This window comes from Psychrobacillus sp. AK 1817 (genome assembly GCF_008807035.1).
Classification (GTDB): Bacteria; Bacillota; Bacilli; order Bacillales_A; family Planococcaceae; genus Psychrobacillus; species Psychrobacillus faecigallinarum.
In genome coordinates, this window is sequence record NZ_CP031739.1 from 3,682,020 (window position 1) to 3,705,809 (window position 23,790).

Consider the following 23,790-nt stretch of genomic DNA (forward strand, 5'->3'; position numbering starts at 1 on the left):
GTGGGATGAGTGAGTCAGATAAGCCATCACAACCGCGCGCGTAAGCGACGGGTGATGGCTTATCGCTCACCCCATGGAAAGCGACCGCCTAAAGCGGAAATCAACCATCTCTCTCATTCTTTTCAAGTAACCGTTTAGATAGTTTAGCAAGCTTTTTTTCAAATCACTTTCTATTCCTACACAACCTATGATTGCAGCGACAGGCGGCGACTCCAGTGGGATGAGTGAGACAGATAAGCCATCACAACCGCGCGCGTAAGCGACGGGTGATGACTTATCGCTCACCCCACGGAAAGCGACCGCCTAAAAGCGAAAATCAGCCATCAATTTTTTGAGATTTATTTTTGATACAAACTGCCCAAACTGAATTTGATTTTATCCTAACTACTTTCTCGTCACACAACCTATGATTGAAGCGGCAGGCGGCGACTCCAGTGGGATGAGTGAGACAGATAAGCCATCACAACCGCGCGCGTAAGCGACGTTTGATGGCTTATCACTCCCCCACGGAAAGCGTCCGCCTAAAGCGGAAATCAGCCATCTATCCTAACTACTTTCTCGTCACACAACCTATGATTGTAGCGACAGGCGGCGACTCCAGTGGGATGAGTGAGACAGATAAGCCATCACAACCGCGCGCGTAAGCGACGGGTGATGACTTATCGCTCACCCCACGGAAAGCGTCGGCCTAAAGCGAAAATCAGTCATCTATTCTTATATCTTTCCATCTTTATCAGCAACAAAAAAAGAGCGCCTAATAGACGCTCTTCTTCGTTATTACATATCCCACACCATTACAAGTAACGTACCTAAAATCGTTAATAATGCGAGCAATAAGCCGTAATAGACATTGACATAAATGGATTTTTTATCATCCGTTTCGCCAGCATGCATGAATACCACTAGCTGTAAACCGGCCTGGGTAAACGCAGTCAGCAGTAAGATAGTCATTCCAACTCCAAAGGACATATCCATAAAGTACACCAATAATGCTACTGCTGTTAGGACCAATGAAAATGCAAAGCCCATTACTTGCTTGAGAGGGAATAATTCTTTCATATTACATCATTCCTTTCAAGTAGATGAAGCTGAAGATGAAAATCCAAATCACATCTAGGAAATGCCAATATAGAGAGAAAATAAATGACTTATTAGCAGTTTCCGGAGTTAGACCACGCTTCTTGATTTGTAGGAGAATGAACAATCCCCAGAAGAAACCAAATGTTACGTGCAAACCATGTGTCCCTAACGTCGTCAATAAAATCGCCGTAAAGGCACTAGTTTGAAGTCCTGCTCCAACATGTATATAGTGTGTAAACTCGTAAATCTCCACTCCTAGGAAAGCAGCTCCTAGAAGAAGTGTAATTCCAAAGAAAGCCATTGTAGCTTTTGTACGGTTCATTCGCATTGCATGAATGGCAAGTCCGATTGTAAAGCTACTCGTTAAAAGTAAAAGTGTCTCAATTAACACTGGTGTTATTTCAAAAATATCTGCACCAGAGGGACCGCTACCTATGCGATTCTCTAAGGTGAAGTAGGAGGCGAAAAGTGTTGCGAAAAGCATAATTTCCGCCCCGAGGAAAATCCAAAAGCCCAAGACTTTTAAGCTGTTTTCCTCTGTGCTGTATTCAAGTGGAAGTGACTTATCTACCTTCATTTTTTAGCACCTCGCAATTTTCTTTCCGTTTCTTCGATTTCCTCTACCGAAATGTATCTTCCATGATCCTGCTCAAATGAACGGTATGCTAGACAACCTAAAATACCAATCAATGAAACGATGGCAAGTGGCCATATGCTGAAGATCATTGCAAACCCAAGGGCAAAGAAGATACAGCTCATGATAAATGGTAAACCGCTATTATTCGGCATGTGAATTTTCTCGATTTTTCCTTTGAATATTTCATGACCGTTTTTCTTAGAATCCCAAAACGCTTGTGTAGACTCGACCTGAGGTGTAACAGCGAAATTATATTCAGGTACTGGTGTATGTGTAGCCCATTCCAGTGATCGTGCATCCCATGGGTCATCCCCAATATCGCGAGAAGCATAACGGATACTGTAATAGATGTTATAAACAAGTAACGCGAAGGCTACTGCCATAATACCTGCTCCAACGAAGGAAACCATATTCCACATTCCGAAACCTGTAGACTCAGAGTAAGTGTACATACGACGCGCTTGACCGTCTAATCCCGTAATATACATTGGGATGAAGGCTAGTACGAAACCGATGGATAATAACCATGCAGTCCATTTTCCTAGTCGCTCGTTTAACATAAAGCCGAATATTTTCGGCCAATAGTAAGTAAGACCAGCTAGCATTGCGTAAACAACACCAGGGATAATTACGTTATGGAAATGGGCAACTAAGAACATCGTATTGTGATATTGATAGTCAGCTGCTGACATTGCAAGCATTACCCCTGTAACCCCACCTAAAGTGAACAGTGGAATGAACATGATGGAGTAAAGCATCGGTGTCGTAAACTCGATTTTCCCCTTCCATAGGGTGAACAGCCAGTTAAATATTTTAACCCCTGTCGGAATAGCGATCGCCATCGTAGTGATCGAGAAGATACTATTTGATAATGGACCTTGACCCATTGTAAAGAAGTGATGCGCCCATACGACAAAGGATAGGACAGAAATAACTACCATAGAAGCAACCATTGACTTATAGCCATATAGATTGCGTCGAGCAAAGGTTGAAATAATCTCACTGAATAAACCGAATGCCGGTAGTATTAGAATGTATACCTCCGGATGTCCCCAAACCCAGAACAGGTTAGCCCAGAGCATATCCATTCCGCCATTGTCCGTTGTAAAGAAGTTTGTCCCAAACAGTCTATCCATTGTTCCCATTGCTAGTAATACAGTTAATACTGGGAAAGCGAAAACGATAATGATGTTTGCGATAAACGCTGACCATGTGAACATTGGCATTTTCATTAAAGTCATACCAGGTGCTCTCATTTTCAGGATAGTTGTAATAAAGTTAATACCAGTCATCAATGTACCAAGACCAGCTATTTGAATTGCAATCATGTAATAGTTCGTACCAACAGATGTACTGAACTCATTGCCTGCAAGCGGGAAATAAGAAGTCCAACCGGCATCAGGCGATCCACCTACGATGAAGGAAATGTTGAATAATCCCATACCCATAAAGAACAGCCAGAAGCTAAGTGCATTTAAACGTGGAAACGCTACATCTCTTGCTCCAATTTGTAATGGAATAACATAGTTAAAGAAAAAGATGATAAACGGCATTGCCATAAATAAAATCATTACTACTCCATGAGTGGAGAAGACTTCATTATAATGCTGCGAATCTAAAAATGTGTTTTCTGGCATCGAAAGCTGATAGCGCATCATAATGGCGTCAACGCCACCACGGAACAGCATCAATAATGCTGTAAGCAAGTACATAATACCAATACGCTTATGGTCTACTGTAGTAATCCATTCACGCCAGAGGTATCCCCATTTCTTAAAGTAGGTAATACCTAAAACTATTGCAACCATCGTAAGGCCAATTCCGACCATGGATGCATATATCAAAAAGCTTGGATGTGGTACGGCAAAGCGATCAAAGAAATCCATACTTTTGTTTCTCCTTTCAGGAATCTATAGCTTTTACTATAGTAATCTTGTAATTCTTCAATTAATGCTGAGAATGATCTGATTCCTCAGTTTCATTAGTTTGTCCATGATTCTCATGCTCGGACTTCTCATCCTTATCAGTTGATTCATGGTGCTCGTGTTCAGATTCCTCTGCATTATCGCCATGGTCATGACTAGGAGCAGGTGAGAATTCTAAATGTGTTCCTGTATAAGTTGAACGGCCAAGATGACCTGGTTCTAATAATTCCTCAAACTTCTCTTCTGTAAGAGCAGGTGCAGTTTCATGTACTTCCTCTACCCAATCCTCAAAATCAGCATTAGACATAGAGGTAACATCAAAGACGTTTTCTGCAAATCCAGATCCACTGAAGTTCGCATTTCTGCCCATGAACTCGCCTTCAACATCGGCAGCTAAGTGTAACGTAGTCACCATATCAGACATCGCATACTTTTGCCCGCCTAGCTGTGGAATCCAAAAGCTAGTAATTGGTCCGTGGGAGTATAGTTTAAACTCAATCGCACGATTAGCTGGGATATATAAGTAGTTAACCGTTTCAATACCTTGTTCAGGATAACTAAAATGCCATTTCCAGTTTGAAGAAGATGCATAAATGATTAATGGTTCCTGATCCTCATAGCCTTGAGGTGTCGACTCTACAATATAGTTACTTCTAACAGAAACGATTGAAAGAAAAATAACTATTATAATAGGAATACCGATACAAATTGCTTCCACAATCGGACTTCCTTCTATATGTGGTGGCTCGTAATCCTCGCTTTGTTTAGAAGCACGGTATTTTATTAACACAAAAACTAAGATAGCTAAAACGACAATCACAATCCCCGACATTAGGAAAATAGATAACATAATATCATTTGCCTGTGCCTCGGCTTGAGGGCCTTTAGGGTCTAAAACAAGTAATGGCTCACATCCTGTTAATACAGTGACAATAGTGAAAACCATCGTCAAGAGAGCCCACTTCAATTTTAATTTCATCGTTGTACCCCTTTCCAATCTATTATAAAAAGCTAAGGTAACTAGTGTTGCTTTCAAAGAATTCATCTCTGTGCCTCTATCTTATTACCATGCCTTCAAAAAAACGAATATAAAAACCGGACTTCACGAATTGTTCAAGAAGATTTGAACGTTCTTTAACACAATTGTGAAATATTTAAGAAAGTGTCAACTTCGTTCATAATTATGGGGTTAATTAGTTCTTTTGTACTTTTTGTTTCAGCACTCTTCAAGTGATGTTGTTCAATTTCTATCGTGGAAAGGCTCTAAAACGAAGAATTAGATATCTGTAGGAAGTCTTATTGGAGATAGAAAGGACATAAACTGGTAGCCAGGTTGAAATTAACAGAACAAGCATTAAATAACTAGCGGGGACCACAAAATAGTAAATAAAATTCTAAATATGCCACTAACAAAGTTATATCTACATAGCAATCTAATGGAATTCTAAATAATATTTTATAACTCTTGATTGAAGCGGCAGGCGGCGACTCCAGTCAGTGGGATAAGTGAGACAGATAAGCCATCACAAACGACGTGTACGCGGCGGTGATGGCTTATCGCTCACCCCACGGAAAGCGACCGCCTAGAGCGGAAATCTACCATCTATATTCAAAATTTAAGTATAAATTAATTCGATTTAATGGCTAAATATAACGGTATAATTTTTTTCATTCTAACTTATCTAATTCACCCTCTACCTATTATTGAAGCGACCGCCTAAAGCGGAAATCTACCATCTATATTCAAAATTTAAGTGTAAATTAATTCGATTTAATAGCTAAATATAACGGTATAATTTTTTTCATTCTAACTTATCTAATTCACCCTCCACCTGTGATTGAAGCGACAGGCGGCGACTCCAGTGGGATGAGTGAGACAGATGAGACATCACAAACGACGCGCAAGCGGCGGTGATGGCTTATCGCTCACCCCACGGAAAGCGACCGCCTAAAGCGGAAATCTACCATCTATATTCAAAATTTAAGTGTAAATAAATCCGATTTAATGGCTAAATATAACGATATAATTTTTTTCATTCTAACTTATCTAATTCATCCTCCACCTGTGATTGAAGCGTCAGGCGGCGACTCCAGTGGGATGAGTGAGACAGATAAGACATCACAAACGACGCGTAAGCGCGGTGATGACTTATCGCGCACCCCACGGAAAGCGACCGCCTAGAGCGGAAATCTACCATCTATATTCAAAATTTAAGTGTAAATTAATTCGATTTAATAGCTAAATATAACGGTATAATTTTTTTCATTCTAACTTATCTAATTCATCCTCCACCTGTGATTGAAGCGTCAGGCGGCGACTCCAGTGGGATGAGTGAGACAGATAAGACATCACAAACGACGCGTAAGCGACGGTGATGGCTTATCGCTCACCCCACGGAAAGCGACCGCCTAAAGCGAAAATCAGCCATCTATATTAATAGTTCTTAGTAACTCAGATATAACTCTTGCGCTATTCTTATATATTAGATTAGGTAATAATGTTTGTTTGTCTGAAAGAATCGAATGGGTGTATGGGACTATTTTTAAAACTTTTCAGTAACTATTAGATAAATTATTCACAATACATTTCTATTTCAGTAAAGATTTTACTAATCCTGACGATAATCAAAGAGTTAATAAGAATAATATCCTGGAGGTTAAAAAGATGAACTTAGAAATGTTAGGCAAACAATTTATCGCTGGTGAATGGAGAGACGGAAACAGTAGTCTCGTGTTAAATAATACAAACCCTTACAATGACAAGCCTATTAATACATACAAGCTAGCAAATGTAGAAGATATAGATTTAGCATATAAGGCTGCACATGCAGCGAAGCTAGAATGGGACAAAGTAAATCCTTATAAAAAACGTGATATCTTAGAAAATGCAGTAAAATATATGGAAGAGCATGAGGAAGAAATCACCTCTATTATTATGGAAGAATTAGGTGGTACTAGACTGAAGGCAGCATTCGAAATTGGTCTTGTTAAAAACATCATTAAAGAGGCAGCTACCTTCCCATTAAGAATGGAAGGGAAAATTCTACCTTCTACAATAGATGACGTGGAAAATAGATTATACCGAATTCCTGCAGGCGTTGTAGGAGTTATTAGCCCATTTAACTTCCCATTCTTCTTATCGATGAAATCTGTTGCACCTGCACTAGGAGCTGGAAATGGTGTCGTATTAAAACCTCATGATGACACACCTATTATGGGCGGAACGCTAATCGGAAAAATCTTTGAAGAAGCAGGAGTACCGAAAGGATTAATAAATGTCGTTGTTACAGATATCAAAGAAATTGGCGATGCATTTGTGGAGCACCCAATTCCAAGAATTATCTCCTTCACTGGATCTACACAAGTAGGAAGCTATATTGGTCAGGTAGCTATTAAAAACTTCAAAAAGCCATTACTTGAGCTAGGCGGCAACAGTGCTTTTATTATTTTAGAGGATGCTGACCTCGAGTATGCTGTGAATGCTGCTACTTTCAGTAGATTTACCCATCAAGGACAAATTTGTATGTCAGCAAATAGAATTCTTGTTCAACGATCTATTTATAAAGAGTTCATTGAAAAATATGCACAAAAGGTTTCTTCTCTTAAAGTCGGTGATCCATTAAATCCTGAAACAATCATTGGGCCAGTTATCAATGATCGCCAAGCCCAAACCCTGCAAGCCTTGATCGAAAAAGGGATTGAAGAAGGTGCTACACCTTACCTTAAAGGGAATGTTACTGGAAGATTGCTAGAGCCAACCATTTTAACAGATGTTACGACTGACATGAGTGTTTCTCAGGAAGAGCTTTTCGGACCAGTAGTATGTGTTATTCCTTTTGATACAGAAGAAGAGGCAATTGATATTGCTAACAATACTCGTTTTGGACTAAGTGGAGCTATTCATACATCTAATCTAGAACGAGGAGTGGAAATGGCTAAGAAGGTACACACAGGGATGATTCATGTTAATGATTTAACGATTAATGATGAACCGATTGTAGCCTTCGGTGGTGAAAAGCAATCTGGCTTAGGTCGCTTAAATGGCCAATGGAGCTTAGATGAATTTACAACATTAAAATGGATTTCAGTGAACTACGGTCAAAGAAACCTACCATATTAATAGAAAGAGTGAAAATTGATGGCAGAACATGATTTAATAAAAGCATTTGTTAAAGTTGCTCCATTGCTTAATGAGCTTGTCCAGGACGATATAACTGTTGGAATTTACGATACGGAGAAGCTGATCATTAATATACCAGGTAAAACGTTTGCTTTAAATGTAAACCCAGGTGATCCATTAATGGAAGGGGATATCGTAACAAATGCGATTAGAACCGATTCTCCTTTATCGGCAGTCCTTCCGAAGGAGCTATTCGGATTTCCGTTAATAGCTCGTGCACTACCTCTTCATGATGATGAGGGTAATGTAATAGGCGGTGTAGGAATCGGAACAAGCTTGGAAAAGGCAAACAAGCTATTTGAAATGGCTGAAAGCTTTTCTGTAATTGTGGAGCAAACAGCAGCAGGCATTGAAGATATAAGTGAATCGGTGACTTCACTTGCTGATCGAGTGACAGATATTACGTCTCAAATGAAAGCCGTAAGCTCAAGTGCAGAGCAAATCGGTGAAATTTCTTCTGTAGTTAAGGGAATATCAGACCAAAGTAATCTGCTTGGTTTAAATGCAGCGATTGAAGCGGCTAGAGCAGGGGATGTAGGGAAGGGCTTTTCCGTTGTAGCGAATGAAATACGTAAGCTAGCAACCAATTCGAAGGAAAATGTAAATCAGATTAATGACATAACAAAAAACATTCAAGGGCTTCTGTTAACGTTGAACCAAGCTTTCTCAGAGGTAAATACATTGACTGACAACCAATCCGGTTCCATTCAAGAATTTTCTGCAACTATTCAAGAAATTAGCTCTAAGGCACAAGAGCTAGCAACACTTGCACAAGAATCACTTAGTCAAGATAACTAAAATGAAAAGAGCAAACTGTCTTCATGACGGTTCGCTCTTTTTTAAAAGCTAGATTTAAGAGAGATCTCTTTTACGAAGCTATTAACTTAAATCTACCATAACCTTGATAGCACCTTTTGCAGCAATTGCTACATCAAATGCTTCCTGGATATCGTCTAGCTTATACACTTGTGTAACGATTGTTCCAATTTTCGTTGCTGGGTTAGATAGGTGTTCTACTACTTTAGAAATATCCTCGTGTGTGTATCCGCTTGCGCCAACGATTTGCACTTCCTTGGACATAATTTGAGATAAGCTTACTGGTACCTCCTGCTTGTACACAGCAATGATTGCAATTCTAGCCTTTGGTTTAACGATTTTCATCACATTTTCAAACAGAATAGGTGCCCCTGCAGCATCTACAAATGCATCTACATCTGGCATCAGTTGTCCGTATACATTTACCTCGCCAAAGTGTTTCTTCAAGCCTTCCGCCAAGTCTTCGTTTAAGGTATTAACTGTAACTGCCCCTAACTCAGCTGCTTTTTCTAAACGCCATTCATCGATATCTACGACACATACATGTTGAATGCCTTCTGCGAGTAGACTTGCTGCAGCAGAAAGTCCGATTGCTCCAGCACCTAGCACAACAATCTTGTCTGAAGGCGTAGGATTTACACTGAATGCACCGTGACGACCAACGCTCATTGGTTCCATTAGGGCTGCAGTCTCTGGAGATACGGAAGGGTCGATCTCATATAGGTTCACATTTAATGCAGCATCCTCAATCGATACATATTGAGAAAATCCACCACATTCAAGTGATTTTCTTCTTCCTGCACGTTTTGCAGTGATAGGGTTTACTCCAACCATCATACCGATTTTAATATCAGAAGAAACCTCTGAACCTACTTCTACCACTTCACCAACCATCTCGTGACCAAATTCAGCCCCGAAGGAAATGCCCATTTCAGATCCAACCTTAACGATGTTGATGTCTGTACCACAAATACCTCCGCGAAGATTACAGATCAATACATCATTGCTACCGATTGTTGGCATTGGTCTTTCCTCTACACGAACGTCATTTTTCCCATGGTAAATGGCTACTTTCATCATAATATTCTCTCCTTTTTCCTTCTATAATCTATTCTATTTCATCGTATAGGAGCAAAAAGCGTTTCGCAAACTACAATATATAGACATATGTAAAGTAAACAACAGAATGTCAGATAATGTAGTTTATCTTATTGAAATTAATAGGGAAATTAGCGAAAAGGATTCAGTTTGACCATTATTTGAGCTAAATATTGGGGAGTGTAGGGCATATCCTCACCGAGCCAAAGAGCAATTGTTCCGACCATAGAGGAGGTTCCATACCAGGCTGCAATATCTCTTGGAATGTCCTCCATAGCAGGAAAGGCTTGCTCCTGGTTGCTGTTTTGAAGGATTAGCTTTCTCAATAACTCCATGAGCTGCTGGGTAAAGCTGGGAATGTGCTTCGTCACTAGGAATACTTTAAAGAGCTTAGCATTTTGGGCGATATGCTCAAGCAATTCTATTAATGTTTCTAATTCGAAGCCTGGAGAGTAAGGTTCATCGTACTTATCCAGAAAGATAGTTTCGATAAATTTAATTCGTTCATCTACCATCTTTTCCACCATATCTGGTAAATCCTTATAGTGTAAATAAAAGGTCACTCGATTAATACCGGCACGTTTAGTTATGAGATTTACAGTAATTTTATTGAAATCCACTTCCTGCACTAATTCTAGAAATGAATCTCTAATGAGCTGTCTAGTTCGAACAACTCGTGGATCTAATGGGTTCGATTCATGCAATGTTATTCACCCTTTACCTAAGTTAATATCAATGTGTATATTATACTCCATCTAGTAAATCCTCGAGTAGTTGTAAAGAAGAATTCCACAACCATACCGAAAGTTAGATATAATTAACATACGTAATTAGATTAGGGGGAGAAGTATGTATAAGCTGCTTAAAAAGTTGCCTAATGAAACACACTACTGGGAGGTGTGGAAATCCGGAAGAAGTCTACATTTTACCTATGGAGTACTAGGAGTGAGCAATAAAAGTGAGGAGCAACCGCTGAGTTTATTTGAAAGAGCCAATAAATTAATGAAACGGTTAGTAGAGGAGAAAGAAAGTCAAGGATTTGTCCAATGCCATGAGGATAAGGAAATAAAGGTGGATATTTCGTATCGTGAAGATGCAGCTGAATATGAAGCTTATAGACAGGCAAGCTATGATTTACAAGATAAGATAAATGATAGTTTATTGTCTACAGGTATAGGCTATACGGAAGGGATCAGGATTAATGAGAGCGGAGCTACTATTTATTTCTTTGTAGTAGATGAAGATTTAGGTATTGAAGCAATACAAAAGATTTTACTTGAACAGAAGCTATTAAACGAGAGCAGTATCTCTTTATTACAAGATGACGGAAACTACATAAGCGCAAATACATACCAAGCCAAAAACTAATTGTTTAAGCATTGGTTGGACACTGGAATAAATTTTTACATAATGAATACAATTGTTCTTCCGTCCTTTTAGTAGAAGGGAATTTAAAGCGACAATCTATTAAAATAAGATATAATCATAATATTATTAATAATTTAATAATTCGACAAAGGAGTTTTTATTATATGTATGAACTGTCCAAAAAGCTAGCTCATGAAACGCATTATTGGAAAGTGTGGAAGCATCAGAAAAGAATTTGCGTCGAATATGGAGTTATTGGGTTCAGCAAAGAGTCCGAGGAAATCCAGCTTAAACTTTTTGACAATGGAAGCAAGCTGATGAAAAGATTGGTAGAGGAAAAGCGAAGCCAAGGCTACGTAAATAGCGATGAAAAAGAAGCGATAGATATTGTTATCCACAATGATAACGGAGTAAGTGAATATGACGTATTGAAAAAAGCTAGCTTCGAATTATATGAAATGATTGAGAAAGAGCTTATGGAAACTAGTATAGGCTTCCCGGATGGTGTTGATATTAACGACGAATCAAGGGTTATTATCACTTGCTTTGTTGAAGACATGGATATTGCCATTCAAAGAATTCGACAAGTAATATCAGCCCAGAAATTGATAAACGTTAACCAAATATCTTTGGACAATGGTGGGGAGCCAATTGATGTAATGGTAAAGGATATTAAATCATAAAAGCACATCTAAAGGAAAACAAAGGGGACCGGTTAAGATGATGATAAGAATGATAAAGAAGAATGGTAAGGAAACGCTATATTGGCAGGCATGGAATTATAAATTTCCATTAAGTATTTTAACTGGTACATTAGGAAAAGAAGGAATAGAGGAGAGGCCGTCCTTAAGGTTTTGGGAAAGTCCTAAAAAAATTGTGAAAAAATTAGCCAAGGAAAAAGCCAATCAGGGCTATGAGTTTGTGAATGACAAAGACATGAACAAACTTGTTGTCCAGTATCGTTATGAAGAAGCTGATGAAGCTCAGTTTGAAGCAACAGAGAAAAAGTGCTTTGATGTAGAGGATATTATAGAGGAGGCTCTCCTTTTCACAGGAAATGGGGATGTAAGTGGTTTGGAGGTCGGAGCAGGGGCAGGAACAATTACAATTTTTGTCGTAGATGTAGAGATTGGCTTTAACACTATCTGGAAGAAGCTATCTGAACACGAACTGACAGAGGGTGTTGAAATTGCTTACGAGCAGGAGCAGGATAACTATGTTTCGTTGTATCCCGAGGACGCTGAATTTCAGCTAGTGTAAATGGTAAAGGAAACAATTCCTATGCTATAATAGTGACCTTAGGTAGATTAGGAGCAGATGATCCCGATTGAAAGGAAGTTTCCGAAGCTTCTTCCTGCATGTCTATTCGGAAGCTATGTCGGAGGTGTCATGATGAATAAAAAATGGACGATTGAAGAAATCCGTGAGTATGTTAAAAAGAATTCAACAAGTGAATTACTTTCTAATGAATATAAAGGTTTCTCCCAAAAATTACAGTTTAAATGTTCCTGTGGGAATCTTTTTGAAAAAACATTTACGAAGTTTAAGGGAAGTAATCAAAAAAACTGTACGGAATGTGCCCCAATTAAACCATCACGTTAATTTGCAAAAGAGCTGCCCTTAGGACAGCTCTTTTCTTATGGTAAAAATATTAAATCCAATAATTTACTAGGCAGTTGACTTTTCAATTAATAAAAGTGTTCCAGATAGTTGATTTTTGCAATCAAGCAAATTATATATTTAGCAATAAGAGGGTCTACTAATTTTACATACTAGTCCAACATATTATTCACTGGTTTGGTAATACGTTTTTGAAAGACCCAGTTCCCTAATATAAACAATGTGATGACTAGTAATATAAGTGGTAGCTGAAAGATTATCCAATTAGATGGTCCATAATATTTAGATTGATGTGCCCTTTCCACAGTATCTAAATATGTTTCCTTATATTCAAATTGTACGATCCATTCTTCATTGGCCATTGCCACAGTACCAATATCATAATCATTCGGTATGATTAATTCTGTAACTGTTCCACCATCTCCAACAACTAACTCCGCTTGTGAATAATTAATGGGATAAGCGTTAGAAGGTCCTTCTTTTAGCCGAGAAAAATCAATAGAATAAGGATGTGTTATCCCTTCATTGATGAGTGTGAAATCATTTATGTGATCGGTAGAAAATACGGCTAAATGTTGCAGATGGTCGCTATATTCATGAAATATTTTTTGAAGTGCTGTTTCATCTAGATTAGTAGACAAGACTTCAAATGACTGTTCCATTACCTCTTGCTTTTCCTGCTCAACCGATCGTGCTACTTTTCGTTCATCGTTTATATCATTTAATACACTCAGAGAATATATGAAAAATCCAACGGTTACTATGAGTGAAATCCAAAATGCTGCACGCAAAAAAGCTGTATAACCTCTTTGTGCATTAAAAAAGTTTGCAAGTTTTTTTAATGGTTTCTTTTGTTCCATATTAGCCGTTATGTCCACGTTTTCATCTATATCGAATTCAGCACGCATTTGTTTTGCGATTTGTGTACATTTGTCACATGTGGCAATATGTTGATCTACAAACTCTGCACTCTCTAGACTACAAAGCTTATCTATGTAAGTGGGTAACAAATCACGTACAATATAGCATTCATTCTTCATCTAAAATTCCTCTCTCCCTTAATTTTAACTTCGCTCGGTAAAAACTAACCCTTGCCCAATTTTCATTTTTTTTGTGTATTTCACCAATCTCCTTAAAGCTTAGGCCACCTAACATACGCAGCAGCACAATTTCTTTAAATGGCTCCTCCAACAAATGAATCGTACGATAAAGCGCAATTTTATTTTCGTTCTCAATTAGGTTGCTTTCGAGTGAAGGTACATGGTTTGGCGCATTGGCTTGTTTTGGCTGTTTTACTTGCTTATCTACGTATTTATAATATGTATGCTTGGCAATTTGACAGAGCCAAACTGACATTTTGCACTCACCATTATAATTATCGATTGATCGAACTGCCTGATAAAAAGTCTCCTGTGTTAGCTCCTCTGCAACGTCTGTATTGTTGCAAAGAACCATCAAATATTTAAAGACACCATCCGCATATTGCTTATAAATTTCCGTAAGCTCCCCCAATGTTCAACCTCCTTTCACCCTATATATCTATAAAATTATCAATTCGTTACAAACTTTTAGAATTTATTTTTTATACTCTATCTTAGCATGAGAAAAGGGGTTAATTAGGAAACACGAATTTTAAAAGATTTTATTGTATAACAAATGGAAAATATATGAAAATAATATTTTAAAATTACAAATTTTATTATATTTAACCAATATCAACTATATTTTTTTATTTTCTGATAGAATAAGAGGGAAGGGAGAGAGTTAAAATGATTAAAAAACTTAGTAAAGCAGTACTAGTAGGTGTTTTAGCTTTGGGAATTACGGCGACAGCTAATACATCCGCAGAGGCAGCCACACACAAGGTGATGTGGGGTAAGACGGAACTAAAAGTAGGACAAATTGGTAAAGTAACAATTCTAGCGGACACCGACTTAGTAAAAATCGGAGCTAATGGCTCACTTAGCAAAGTGAGAACACTTAAAAAAGGTGAAGAATATAGAGTCTACACCTATAAGAGTTCAAACGGTGGCTTATACGGATTAGGTGCAAGTAGCTTTGTTCAAAAGGGGTCAAAAGTAAAATATGAAACTCCTTCAAAAAGCAAACTTGCTTTGCTTAACAAAGAGGTAAACGGTGGGCTAGTCCCAAAAGCGGGTATGAAGCTTACTTATTCTCCAAGTTTTACAGAGAATACTAAAAGAGATTTCGTTACTACTGTTATAAAGGAAGATGGTTATATTCAAACTATTTTAACCGTTCCAGGTAAGCAATATGAGAGTTATGTGTATAATGAGATTAACAATGTCGAAGGTAAACAGATTTTTTCTTTTGGTGTGAATCATACAGATTGGGGATTATTTGCTATTGAATTTCCTCTAATTGAAGGCAAGCAAACAAAAGAAATTTTCTATGATGAAGAAAACAACAGAGTAACACAAAATATAGATGTTATTAGTACAACTAGTACTGTAAAGGTCAAAGCAGGGACATTCCAAAATGTTGTCATATTCAAAAGTAAAGAATATGGAGTTACGTTTTATTTAGCTCCAGGTGTTGGAATTATTAAAGCAGTAGGTAATGATGGAAATACTGTGGGAGAACTAATTTCTTTCAAATAAAAAAGATAAAACCAGATCTAGTCATTGAGCTAGATCTGGTTTTATTTATGATTAACATATTTAGCTTCTTTCTTTCGCCATTCTTTGCTTTTTAGATTTTCTATAATAGAGTAGCTCATAAATACATGGCACAACTATTAAGGTTAGAAGCGTTGCCATTGCAAGCCCACCAATCACAACGATTGCAAGACTTTGAGATACAAGGCTACCTGTTTCCGCTTGCTTTAACAACAGTGGAAGCATTGCACATATAGTGGCGATTGCTGTCATGAATATTGGTCGCATTCTTGTAGAGGTTGCTTCTACTAAGGACTCGCGAATGGTCATGGTTTTTTCATTTTGCTTTACTCTGTCCAATAATACAATAGCATTGGTAACAACAATTCCGATTAACATCAAAGCACCTAGTAATGCGGTGATATCTACAGAAATCCCGCTAATCACTATTCCTAAAACTGCACCGATTGCAGCTAGGGGTAGGGAACAAAGAATGGCAATTGGAGTTCTTATAGATTTAAAGGTAATGACCATAATTAGAAAAACTAGGCCAATAGAAACGAGCATTATTAAAAATAAATCTTCAAATTCCTCTGCTTGTTGACTGCTGGAGCCACCAATGAAAACCTGTGTGTCCTTTGGAATGTCTATACCTTTTTCCTTGTCTTTATCTCCAAAAATAGCAATATTCATGTCACTTGCTACCTCTGAAAGCTTAGCTGGATCCACAGATGCCGTTACTCGGAGATAAGTCTTCCCATCCTTATGCAGCTGAATAGTGTAGCGTTGCTCAGTTTGTAGCGTAGCTATAGAAGATACAGGAACAGGACCGTCGCTTGTCATTATCTGGATAGCCTTTAAATCCTCTGGTGTTTTAGTATCTAATATTGGTTCTAGAAAAACTGTTTTTTGCTTATCCTCTACCTGGATTGTTCCGATAGGTGTCTTGTTCAACATAACACTTAATTGCTGTGCAATTTGCTCGGTGTTTCCTTTAGATGAATCGACTACCAAGGAGTGTACTGTTTTCTTTTCATCCTGATTCGTAGTTACCTTTTCGATTCCTTCAATAGGCTCTATCTTCTCTTGAATAACTGGTGCCAGCTTTTCCAGACTTGCTAAGTCATCTCCCACAATATCAATGTTAATACTAGTGCTAGTTCCTCCCATCATAAAGGAAGCAGCAGTAATTTCTAATTCAGCCTTTGGAAACTGACTGCGTTTTTCTTCTATAGCCTCTATGACCTTCTCTATATCTTTTTTGTCAGCCAATAAAATGCTAAAAAGAGCCTCGGTCTGAGATCCTACAGATCCATATTGTGCTGCTTCGGGAGGCGTACCAACTTGTGCAAAAACAAAATCGACTTCCTCCATCTCCCGAATAAGGGATTCCATTTCAATCGTTTTTTCCTTAACTTCCTCTACAGGTGTATTAGACGGATAGCTTAAGGAAGCCGTAATAAAATCCGCAGAAGAATTATCCACTGCTCCTTTAGGAATTAAAAGGTAAGTGCCAATTGAGCCAGCAAACAGGAATAAAGAAACTACAAAGATAACCCACTTATGATTTAAAGACCAGGTTACAGCCTTTGGAAAACGGACAGCGGGTTTATGCTCCGGAAGTTTCGTGTTTTTCAATAAGCCTGCGCTCATAATAGGAACGACAGTCAGTGCTACTAACAAGGAGGCTAATAGAGAATAGGTTACTGTTAAAGCAAACGGAAGTAGGAAATCCTGCAGGGTGCCATCCAATAAACTCATAGGAAGGAATACTGCCACTGTTGTAAGCGTTGATGCGGTAATCGCAACCCCTACCTGCTTTGTAGCATCTATGACCATCTGAACAGAAAACTTCTCCGTTTGCATCTTCCGGAAAATATTTTCAATAACGACAATACTGTCATCTACTAAACGGCCAACCGCAACAGCTACACCACCTAGTGTTAAAATATTGAGCGTAACTCCCGAAATCCAGAGTAAAAATAGCGTTAAGCAAAGGGATAACGGAATAGAAATAATTGTTATGAAAGTAGAGCGGATATTGCGTAGGAAAATCATAATAACTATGGTTGCAAAAAGTGCGCCAAGCAAAACCTCTTTCATCATTGTGTGAACAGAATTTTGAACCAAATCAGAAGAGGATACATAAATAACAGACTTCTGCTGCTTATATTGTTCATTCAATTCTTTTGTCACTTGCTCGATTTCCTTGCTGATTGTAACAGCATTCGATGTGCTATCCTTTGTAATGCTTATATCTAAGCTTTCCTTGCCATTAAATCTACTAATAAAGCTGGAGTCAATTGTCTCTTCAATTACTGCAATTTCGCCTAACGTCACATCAGGGACTATCGAGAGATTTTTTAGCTTTTCTATGCTAGTTAAGTCACCAATCACTTTGATATTGCTCGTCTTCCCATCGATATTTTTCTCACCAACAGAAACAGCCGTATTTTGCCCCTGGAGGATTGTCATTACCGATTGAAGAGGAATTTGATAATCCGCTAATTTTTCCTCATCTAAACGAATCGAAATGGTGGATTCAGTAATCCCATACACATCAACATTTGCAACTCCTTTAACCTCTTGAAAACGTGACTTCAGCTCATTTTTCGCAAGCTCCATGTTTTCAGAAGTGAGGCCGTCCTCAAATGTGATCGCAATATTGATAATTGGGATCATGGATGTGTGAAGCTGGGAAACAACTGGTTCGGATATAGAAGGTGGCAAAGGTACACGGGTCAATGCCTCCTGCACTTCTTGTTTTGCTTGTTTCATATCATAGCCAGATTCATACACAAGATCTACATGGGAATACCCATCCCCGGTTCTAGAATAAACCGAAGACTTACCGTTCAATCCAACAACAGCCCTCTCAATAGGACTGGTCACTTCGCTCTCCATCGTTTTCGCATCTGTACCAGGTCCCATAGTGATAATGGTTACCTGCGGATTATCGGCAGAGGGTAAAAACTCCATCGGCAATCTAAAATAACTAAACACTCCAATTACTAATACTAAAACGGTTAATACCGCTACACCCGCTTTATTGCCAAATGCCCATCTGGTAAAACTCGACATCTTCCAACTCCTCCTTTGAATTAAGAACAGTACGTATGAGTGCATCTTGATGTTATAATTTTCAATTAATTTACAGCGCTAGTTACTCCTTTCATTGCTTTACCATTTCATTGTAGAAAATAGAAATGATTTCCACATTGAGCGAGAGGATTAACTATTGCTAGGTCTGGAGGCTGATAAGATTATAGGGCTTAAAGAAGGAGTTTTTTATAGGGAGATAATGGGCAAATGAGTGCGAACGGTCATAAAATTTTCTATGCGGTCATAAATCCGACTTATGCGGTCATAAATTTTCCTATCCGGTCATAAAAAAACCTATCCGGTCATAAATGTGCTCCGAACGGTCATAAGTTTGTTTTTCTGCTTCAAATGTCTATGCTGGAGCTTGCTTTCTAATTAAAAAACACTAAATAGGGCCAGATTAGCCTTAATTACATGATGAATCTGTCCAAAAGGTTGATTTTATTGCGAACGGTCATAAAATTTTCTATCCGGTCATAAATCCGGCTTATGCGGTCATAAATTTTCCTATCCGGTCATAAAAAAATCTATCCGGTCATAAATCTACTCTGAACGGTCATAAGTTTGTTTTTCTGCTTCAAATATCTATGTTGGAGCTTGCTTTCAAATAAAAAAACACTAAATAGAGCCGGTCTAGCATTGATTGCATGAATAATCTGTCTAAAATTTTATTGCAAACGGTCATAAATCTTGCTATACAAAGGAAAGAGCTCTTGAAAGATTCAAGAGCCCCATAGGTGTGTGTATGTCATTACTGAATCTATTTATAACTTTGCTTTCATGATGAAGTTGACCTCTTCGAAGCCCATTTTTCTATAAATTTCCTTAGCGAAATTGGAGGCAAAGACATTTAGACGAACCTCGTCGAAGCCCTGGCTCTTCCAATAGGCGTTTCCTTCGTTTATTAGCAACTTAGATAGACCTTTCCCTCTGTGCTCGGGTAGTACATAAATTTCATAAATAAAACCATATGTTTGATCCGTAAAGTAATCTGTGTTTTTTCCTAGCAGTATCCATCCAGTAATGGTACCGTCTTCTTCTTTGGCAATTAAGTAGAACCCTCCTTTATCTAAAACTCCTTGGAGCATTGCGACTGCCTTTTCTTCACTAATTTCTATTTGAGTTGCATCATAAGTAGAGCTTACTGCATGAGAAAGAATATATTCGACTTCCTCTTTAGTTGCTTGTGTGATCATTTCATTTCCCCCTTTATTCTATTTATTTCCACAAGGTTTAATGAGAATCCTTTAATGTCCTCATTTGAATTAGCTATCACCTCATATAACAAATAAGTAATGTTTCCTTTAAGAATGATTTGCTATGCTTGTATAAAGGGGAGAATATTATGAATACATTTAACGTTAGTTCTATTGGAACGGTACATAACACTAGAAAAACTCCGGAGGATGATTATTGGGGACAAGTAGTATCTGAGATAAGATTGAACAATGATTGGGACGTGACAAGTTTAGATGGTATTGACGCATTTAGTCATGCAGAGATTATTTTTTTATTTCACCTTGTATCAGACGATAAGATTCAATATACTGCTAGGCATCCGAGAAATAACACGGACTACCCGAAGGTTGGTATATTCGCTCAACGTGGTAAAAATCGTCCAAATAAAATAGGGCTTACTACTGTGGAACTCATTAAACGGGAGGGATTATCAATCTTTGTAAAAGGGTTGGATGCCATAGATGGAACACCGGTTTTAGACATTAAGCCTGTCATGAACGAATTTCTTCCAAAGGGAGAGGTAAAACAGCCAAACTGGTCAGCAGACTTGATGTCGAATTATTGGGAGTAACTTAAAAGGAATTGAGCGTTCTTTCGCGAATAAAACATAAAATATCTTTTTGGGGAGGAGAAACTATGAGCTTAATTGAACGAATTGATACTGTCTGTTTAAAGGTCCGTGAGATTGAAAAGGCAAGTCGTTGGTATCAGAAAATGTTAGGACTAGAGGAGCATTACAAGGATGACCACTACGTTATTTTGAAAATTGGAGAGAGCAGTGTCCCATTGACGTTAGAAAAGGGAGAGCCGGCCGCACAAGTTAATGCTACATATCCAATCTTCTTTTCTTCAAGCATTGATGAGACCCATCAGCTACTCTCGGCTCGCGGAGTCCGAGTGTCGTCGATACAAAAGGATGGCCTTAATACTTATTTTGAGCTATATGATTTAGATGGCAACAAGTCACAGATCTGTTTTTGGGAATAAAGACTTTCCAAAGAGCAATATACTGTAGAATTAGACTAACCTGTTAAGGGAGGTAATGCTCAATGGATTTTATCACTTCATTATTTAACTCACATGTTGATTTGTACATTAGATTAGCTGTTGCAACGTTTATCGGATTGCTAATTGGCCTGGAGAGAGCTATTAAGCATAAGCCTGCCGGTATACGAACACATATTTTAGTTTGCTTAGGCTCTACATTAGCCATGAGCTTATCCACGTTAAACCAAGGGCCATACATGGACCCGATGCGTTTAGCTGCGCAAGTCATCAGTGGTATTGGGTTCCTTGGAGCAGGGGTTATTTGGGTAGACAAGGATAATGTAAAAAGAGGACTAACTACTGCAGCAAATCTTTGGATTACTGCCTGCGTTGGCTTAACGATAGGCTATGGCGCTTACGACTTAGCAATAATTACTGTTGTTTTTATGTTTGTAGCGATGAATCTACCTAAACTATTAGAGAAGATGGGTATGCTTCCACCAAGAGGAAAGGAAGTTGATGATAAAGATAGTGATAGCGATGGTGAATAATGAAAACAAAGAAAAATTTATTTACATAGAAATGTTTAAATTTTTCTCTCGTCTACCAATTAACATTATCTACTTTTATATCTTATCGTTTTCTTTGAGCTTTATTAAACAAGTACTCTATTGAAAGTTTCACTAATTATGGACAAAACACCAGTTAAGGCACAACTGGTGTTTTTTTGTCGTTGATTTTCTCAAAACAATCATAAATTTTTGTTCTTTATTGCTTGTCTAAGTGAATATACTCTATAAAGAAAAATTATGAGGTCGAATTTCAAGTAACTTCAAAACAAAAGAGTTAATTAATTGCTAGCAGGTAATTTATAAGCGTTTGATTAAGTATATTATTTTTGAATAATACTTTTAGGTTTTTTTTATATATTTCTTTAGTATTACGAATTAATCCAGAATGAATGTAAAAGAACTAGTACAGAATAATAATTATTTTTGAAAGGAGGAATCTGTAATTTATCAAAAATATGGAAAGCGATTATTGGATATTTTAGGGAGTTTTATTCTTCTAGTTATTCTCTCTCCATTTCTCTTAATTTTTTCTATAATTTCATATTTTGTCTCAGGTTTTCCTATATTTTTTTATCAGCTGAGGGGAGGACGACATGAACGGATTTTTTTAATATGGAAGTTTCGAACAATGGATTCATCAGATGTAGATTCTCCAGGTCATTCGTATCAGTGGGGCTACGAAGTGCCTCAAAACTTTACATTTGAAAAGCCAGACCATATTAAAATAACGAAGGTAGGAAAAATTTACAGGAAATATAGCATAGATGAATTGCCCCAATTATGGAATGTGTTAATTGGAGATATGAGCTTAGTTGGACCAAGGCCAGAAATGATTGAGATTACTACACATTATTCTCCTATACAAAAAAAACGCTTACTTATGAGACCGGGAATTACTGGATACGCTCAAATTCGAGGTAGGTCAACCATTACTCATGGTGAAAAACTAAAATATGATTTGTATTACGTAGAGAACTGTTCCTTTTTCTTAGATTTAAAAATATTAATAAATACATTTTGGATAGTTGTAACAGGAAAATGGTCCTCATAGTCAAAAGACGAAACTTAATTGATAGTTGTAAATAGAGGGAGTAGATAAACATGGATAAGGATATGAGTCTCAATGAGTTCTATCTACTGTTAAGGAAGAAAAGAATATTGTTAATAACAGTCTTTCTTTCATTTGTGCTAATAACAGGTGTTGTTAGCTACTTTTTTCTAACACCTAAATATGAAGCTACCACTCAACTTCTTATTAATCAAAAAGAAAAAAGTAGTAACCGTTTAGAAACTCAAGATATTCAATCAAATTTACAAATTATAAATACTTATAATGTCATTATTAAAAGTCCTGTCATTTTAGACAAGGTCATTGAAAATCTTTCTTTGTTAACGACATCAGATCTTCTTGCTGAAGAAATATCTGTAACGAATGAACAAAATTCTCAGGTATTAAATATTTCTGTTGAGCATGAAAAACTTAAAACAGCCGTAGCAACAGCCAATATGACTGCAGATGTATTTCAAGAAGAGATAAAAAAAATTATGAGCATTGATAATGTCACTGTTTTATCTCCAGCACTAGAAAAGAAGAGCGTTAAGCCTATTAAGCCTAACCTACCATTAAATTTAATAATTGCTAGCATCCTAGGAGTTGTTTTCGGAGTAGGTTTAGCTTATTTTCTCTACCTCATTAATACTACTGTCAAGACTGAAGAGGATATAGAAGAACTTATTGACTATCCCTTGCTGGGTATAGTTAGTCCAATAAATACAAATGTGATGGATGTTGTAGGAACACAAAGAAAGAGGAGGAGGAGGGAAAAAAGTGATCCAGAAAAAGACCATTCCGAAGAGTAAAAGACTAGTATTGAACTCTCATCTAAATTCAATAGTTGCTGAGCAGTTTCGTACAATAAGGGCAAATATTAAGTTTGCAATGAGAGATAGGGAATTTAAAACTCTTCTTATTACCTCTCCTTCTGTAGGTGAAGGAAAGTCGACAATAGCCTCCAATTTAGCATTGATCTTTACACAAGCAGGAAAAAAGGTATTGCTGGTAGATGCCGATTTAAGAAAACCGACAGTCCATTATACATTCAATAAACATATCTCCAAAGGACTAAGTTGTTTCCTGCGGAATGAGGAGAGCCTTCCAAGTATCATTAAGAATTCAGGTAAAGAGAATTTGGATTTAATAACCTGTGGTACTATTCCATCTAATCCAAACGAAATATTAGATTCAGCTGAAATGGATAATTTTATAAAAGAAACTAGGAAACTATACGATCTTATCATTTATGATGCTCCTCCAATACTTTCAGTTTCAGATGCGCAAATAATAGCCAATAAATGTGATGGGACATTAATAGTGATAAGTGCAGGTAAAACAGAAAAAAAGACCTTAAGCAAAGTAAAAGACGCACTTGATAACTCTCAGGCAAAGGTTATAGGTATGATTTTGAACAATTACAAAATAGAAAAAGATCATTATTACTATCAGTATTACGGAGATAAGTAAACTAACCCCACTAGAGGTAAGTTGTTT

General features: G+C 37.5%; 23 protein-coding genes. 13 read left to right on the top strand and 10 right to left on the bottom strand.

The window, feature by feature from the left end; all coding sequences use genetic code 11:
• Window positions 1–777: 777 nt before the first annotated feature.
• The 4 genes from qoxD to qoxA form a co-directional block, all read right to left on the bottom strand.
• Window positions 778–1,059: a cytochrome aa3 quinol oxidase subunit IV gene (qoxD, locus tag D0S48_RS18390; RefSeq protein WP_144538725.1), complete on the bottom strand. Its 282-nt coding sequence runs from the start codon at window positions 1,057–1,059 to the stop codon at window positions 778–780.
• A gap of 1 nt (window position 1,060) precedes the next feature.
• Complete coding sequence (qoxC, locus tag D0S48_RS18395) at window positions 1,061–1,657, bottom strand: cytochrome aa3 quinol oxidase subunit III (RefSeq protein ID WP_144538723.1); 597 nt, start codon at window positions 1,655–1,657, stop codon at window positions 1,061–1,063.
• Window positions 1,654–3,603, bottom strand: coding sequence for a cytochrome aa3 quinol oxidase subunit I (gene qoxB, locus D0S48_RS18400; protein ID WP_144538721.1), 1,950 nt, complete (start codon window positions 3,601–3,603; stop codon window positions 1,654–1,656). The genes qoxC and qoxB overlap by 4 nt, the downstream gene beginning before the upstream one ends.
• Window positions 3,604–3,664: 61 nt before the next feature.
• The gene (gene qoxA / locus D0S48_RS18405) at window positions 3,665–4,621 is read right to left on the bottom strand and encodes a cytochrome aa3 quinol oxidase subunit II (RefSeq protein WP_144538719.1); all 957 of its coding nucleotides are present in this window, start codon (window positions 4,619–4,621) and stop codon (window positions 3,665–3,667) included.
• 1,686 nt (window positions 4,622–6,307) lie between these two features.
• Between qoxA and D0S48_RS18410 the strand changes: the two genes are divergently transcribed.
• A complete protein-coding gene (locus D0S48_RS18410; RefSeq protein ID WP_151113243.1) occupies window positions 6,308–7,762 on the top strand; it encodes a benzaldehyde dehydrogenase in 1,455 nt (484 codons plus the stop codon).
• An 18-nt stretch (window positions 7,763–7,780) separates the two neighbouring features.
• The gene (locus tag D0S48_RS18415; RefSeq protein WP_144538715.1) at window positions 7,781–8,620 is read left to right on the top strand and encodes a methyl-accepting chemotaxis protein; all 840 of its coding nucleotides are present in this window, start codon (window positions 7,781–7,783) and stop codon (window positions 8,618–8,620) included.
• 81 nt (window positions 8,621–8,701) lie between these two features.
• On the opposite strand, the gene D0S48_RS18420 is transcribed toward D0S48_RS18415, so the two are convergent.
• Both D0S48_RS18420 and D0S48_RS18425 read right to left on the bottom strand, forming a co-directional pair.
• Window positions 8,702–9,718: a zinc-dependent alcohol dehydrogenase gene (locus tag D0S48_RS18420; protein WP_225321647.1), complete on the bottom strand. Its 1,017-nt coding sequence runs from the start codon at window positions 9,716–9,718 to the stop codon at window positions 8,702–8,704.
• 149 nt (window positions 9,719–9,867) lie between these two features.
• Entirely contained in the window at window positions 9,868–10,440 is a 573-nt protein-coding gene (locus D0S48_RS18425) for a TetR/AcrR family transcriptional regulator (protein ID WP_151113245.1), read from the bottom strand.
• Window positions 10,441–10,585: 145 nt separating this feature from the next.
• Between D0S48_RS18425 and D0S48_RS18430 the strand changes: the two genes are divergently transcribed.
• From D0S48_RS18430 to D0S48_RS18445, 4 genes are all read left to right on the top strand, one after another.
• Window positions 10,586–11,104: a hypothetical protein gene (locus D0S48_RS18430; RefSeq protein ID WP_151113247.1), complete on the top strand. Its 519-nt coding sequence runs from the start codon at window positions 10,586–10,588 to the stop codon at window positions 11,102–11,104.
• A gap of 164 nt (window positions 11,105–11,268) precedes the next feature.
• Window positions 11,269–11,787, top strand: a complete 519-nt coding sequence (locus D0S48_RS18435) for a hypothetical protein (protein ID WP_151113249.1) — start codon at window positions 11,269–11,271, stop codon at window positions 11,785–11,787.
• A 37-nt stretch (window positions 11,788–11,824) separates the two neighbouring features.
• A complete protein-coding gene (locus tag D0S48_RS18440; RefSeq protein WP_191963834.1) occupies window positions 11,825–12,364 on the top strand; it encodes a hypothetical protein in 540 nt (179 codons plus the stop codon).
• Window positions 12,365–12,496: 132 nt separating this feature from the next.
• A complete protein-coding gene (locus tag D0S48_RS18445) occupies window positions 12,497–12,706 on the top strand; it encodes a hypothetical protein (RefSeq protein ID WP_151113253.1) in 210 nt (69 codons plus the stop codon).
• Between the two features lie 170 nt (window positions 12,707–12,876).
• Here D0S48_RS18445 and D0S48_RS18450 read toward each other — a convergent pair whose 3' ends face one another.
• A complete protein-coding gene (locus tag D0S48_RS18450) occupies window positions 12,877–13,764 on the bottom strand; it encodes a zf-HC2 domain-containing protein (RefSeq protein ID WP_151113255.1) in 888 nt (295 codons plus the stop codon).
• Window positions 13,754–14,236: an RNA polymerase sigma factor gene (locus D0S48_RS18455; protein WP_151113256.1), complete on the bottom strand. Its 483-nt coding sequence runs from the start codon at window positions 14,234–14,236 to the stop codon at window positions 13,754–13,756. Before D0S48_RS18455 ends, D0S48_RS18450 begins: the two co-directional genes overlap by 11 nt.
• Before the next feature lie 257 nt (window positions 14,237–14,493).
• On the opposite strand from D0S48_RS18455, the gene D0S48_RS18460 reads away from it, so the two are divergent.
• Window positions 14,494–15,345: a hypothetical protein gene (locus D0S48_RS18460; RefSeq protein WP_144538699.1), complete on the top strand. Its 852-nt coding sequence runs from the start codon at window positions 14,494–14,496 to the stop codon at window positions 15,343–15,345.
• A 60-nt stretch (window positions 15,346–15,405) separates the two neighbouring features.
• Here the strand turns inward: D0S48_RS18460 and D0S48_RS18465 are convergent, their stop codons facing one another.
• Entirely contained in the window at window positions 15,406–18,423 is a 3,018-nt protein-coding gene (locus D0S48_RS18465; protein WP_151113258.1) for an efflux RND transporter permease subunit, read from the bottom strand.
• Between the two features lie 785 nt (window positions 18,424–19,208).
• A complete protein-coding gene (locus D0S48_RS18470) occupies window positions 19,209–19,640 on the bottom strand; it encodes a GNAT family N-acetyltransferase (RefSeq protein ID WP_151113260.1) in 432 nt (143 codons plus the stop codon).
• Between the two features lie 149 nt (window positions 19,641–19,789).
• Here D0S48_RS18470 and D0S48_RS18475 point away from each other — a divergent pair, with 149 nt between their 5' ends.
• The 6 genes from D0S48_RS18475 to D0S48_RS18500 all read left to right on the top strand — a co-directional run bounded on the left by D0S48_RS18475 (window position 19,790) and on the right by D0S48_RS18500 (window position 23,763).
• Window positions 19,790–20,254 carry an SAM-dependent methyltransferase gene (locus tag D0S48_RS18475; RefSeq protein ID WP_151113262.1) on the top strand — a complete coding sequence of 155 codons (465 nt, stop codon included), beginning with the start codon at window positions 19,790–19,792 and terminating at the stop codon, window positions 20,252–20,254.
• A 65-nt stretch (window positions 20,255–20,319) separates the two neighbouring features.
• On the top strand, window positions 20,320–20,670 hold the full coding sequence (locus D0S48_RS18480) for a VOC family protein (protein WP_151113264.1): 351 nt from the start codon (window positions 20,320–20,322) through the stop codon (window positions 20,668–20,670).
• A gap of 62 nt (window positions 20,671–20,732) precedes the next feature.
• Window positions 20,733–21,221 (top strand): MgtC/SapB family protein, encoded by a 489-nt coding sequence (locus D0S48_RS18485; RefSeq protein ID WP_144538689.1) that lies wholly within the window; start codon window positions 20,733–20,735, stop codon window positions 21,219–21,221.
• A 490-nt stretch (window positions 21,222–21,711) separates the two neighbouring features.
• Window positions 21,712–22,293, top strand: a complete 582-nt coding sequence (locus tag D0S48_RS18490; protein WP_225321648.1) for a sugar transferase — start codon at window positions 21,712–21,714, stop codon at window positions 22,291–22,293.
• Window positions 22,294–22,343: 50 nt separating this feature from the next.
• A complete protein-coding gene (locus D0S48_RS18495; protein ID WP_151113266.1) occupies window positions 22,344–23,102 on the top strand; it encodes a YveK family protein in 759 nt (252 codons plus the stop codon).
• Window positions 23,071–23,763, top strand: coding sequence for a CpsD/CapB family tyrosine-protein kinase (locus tag D0S48_RS18500; RefSeq protein WP_151113268.1), 693 nt, complete (start codon window positions 23,071–23,073; stop codon window positions 23,761–23,763). Before D0S48_RS18495 ends, D0S48_RS18500 begins: the two co-directional genes overlap by 32 nt.
• Window positions 23,764–23,790 lie beyond the last annotated feature (27 nt).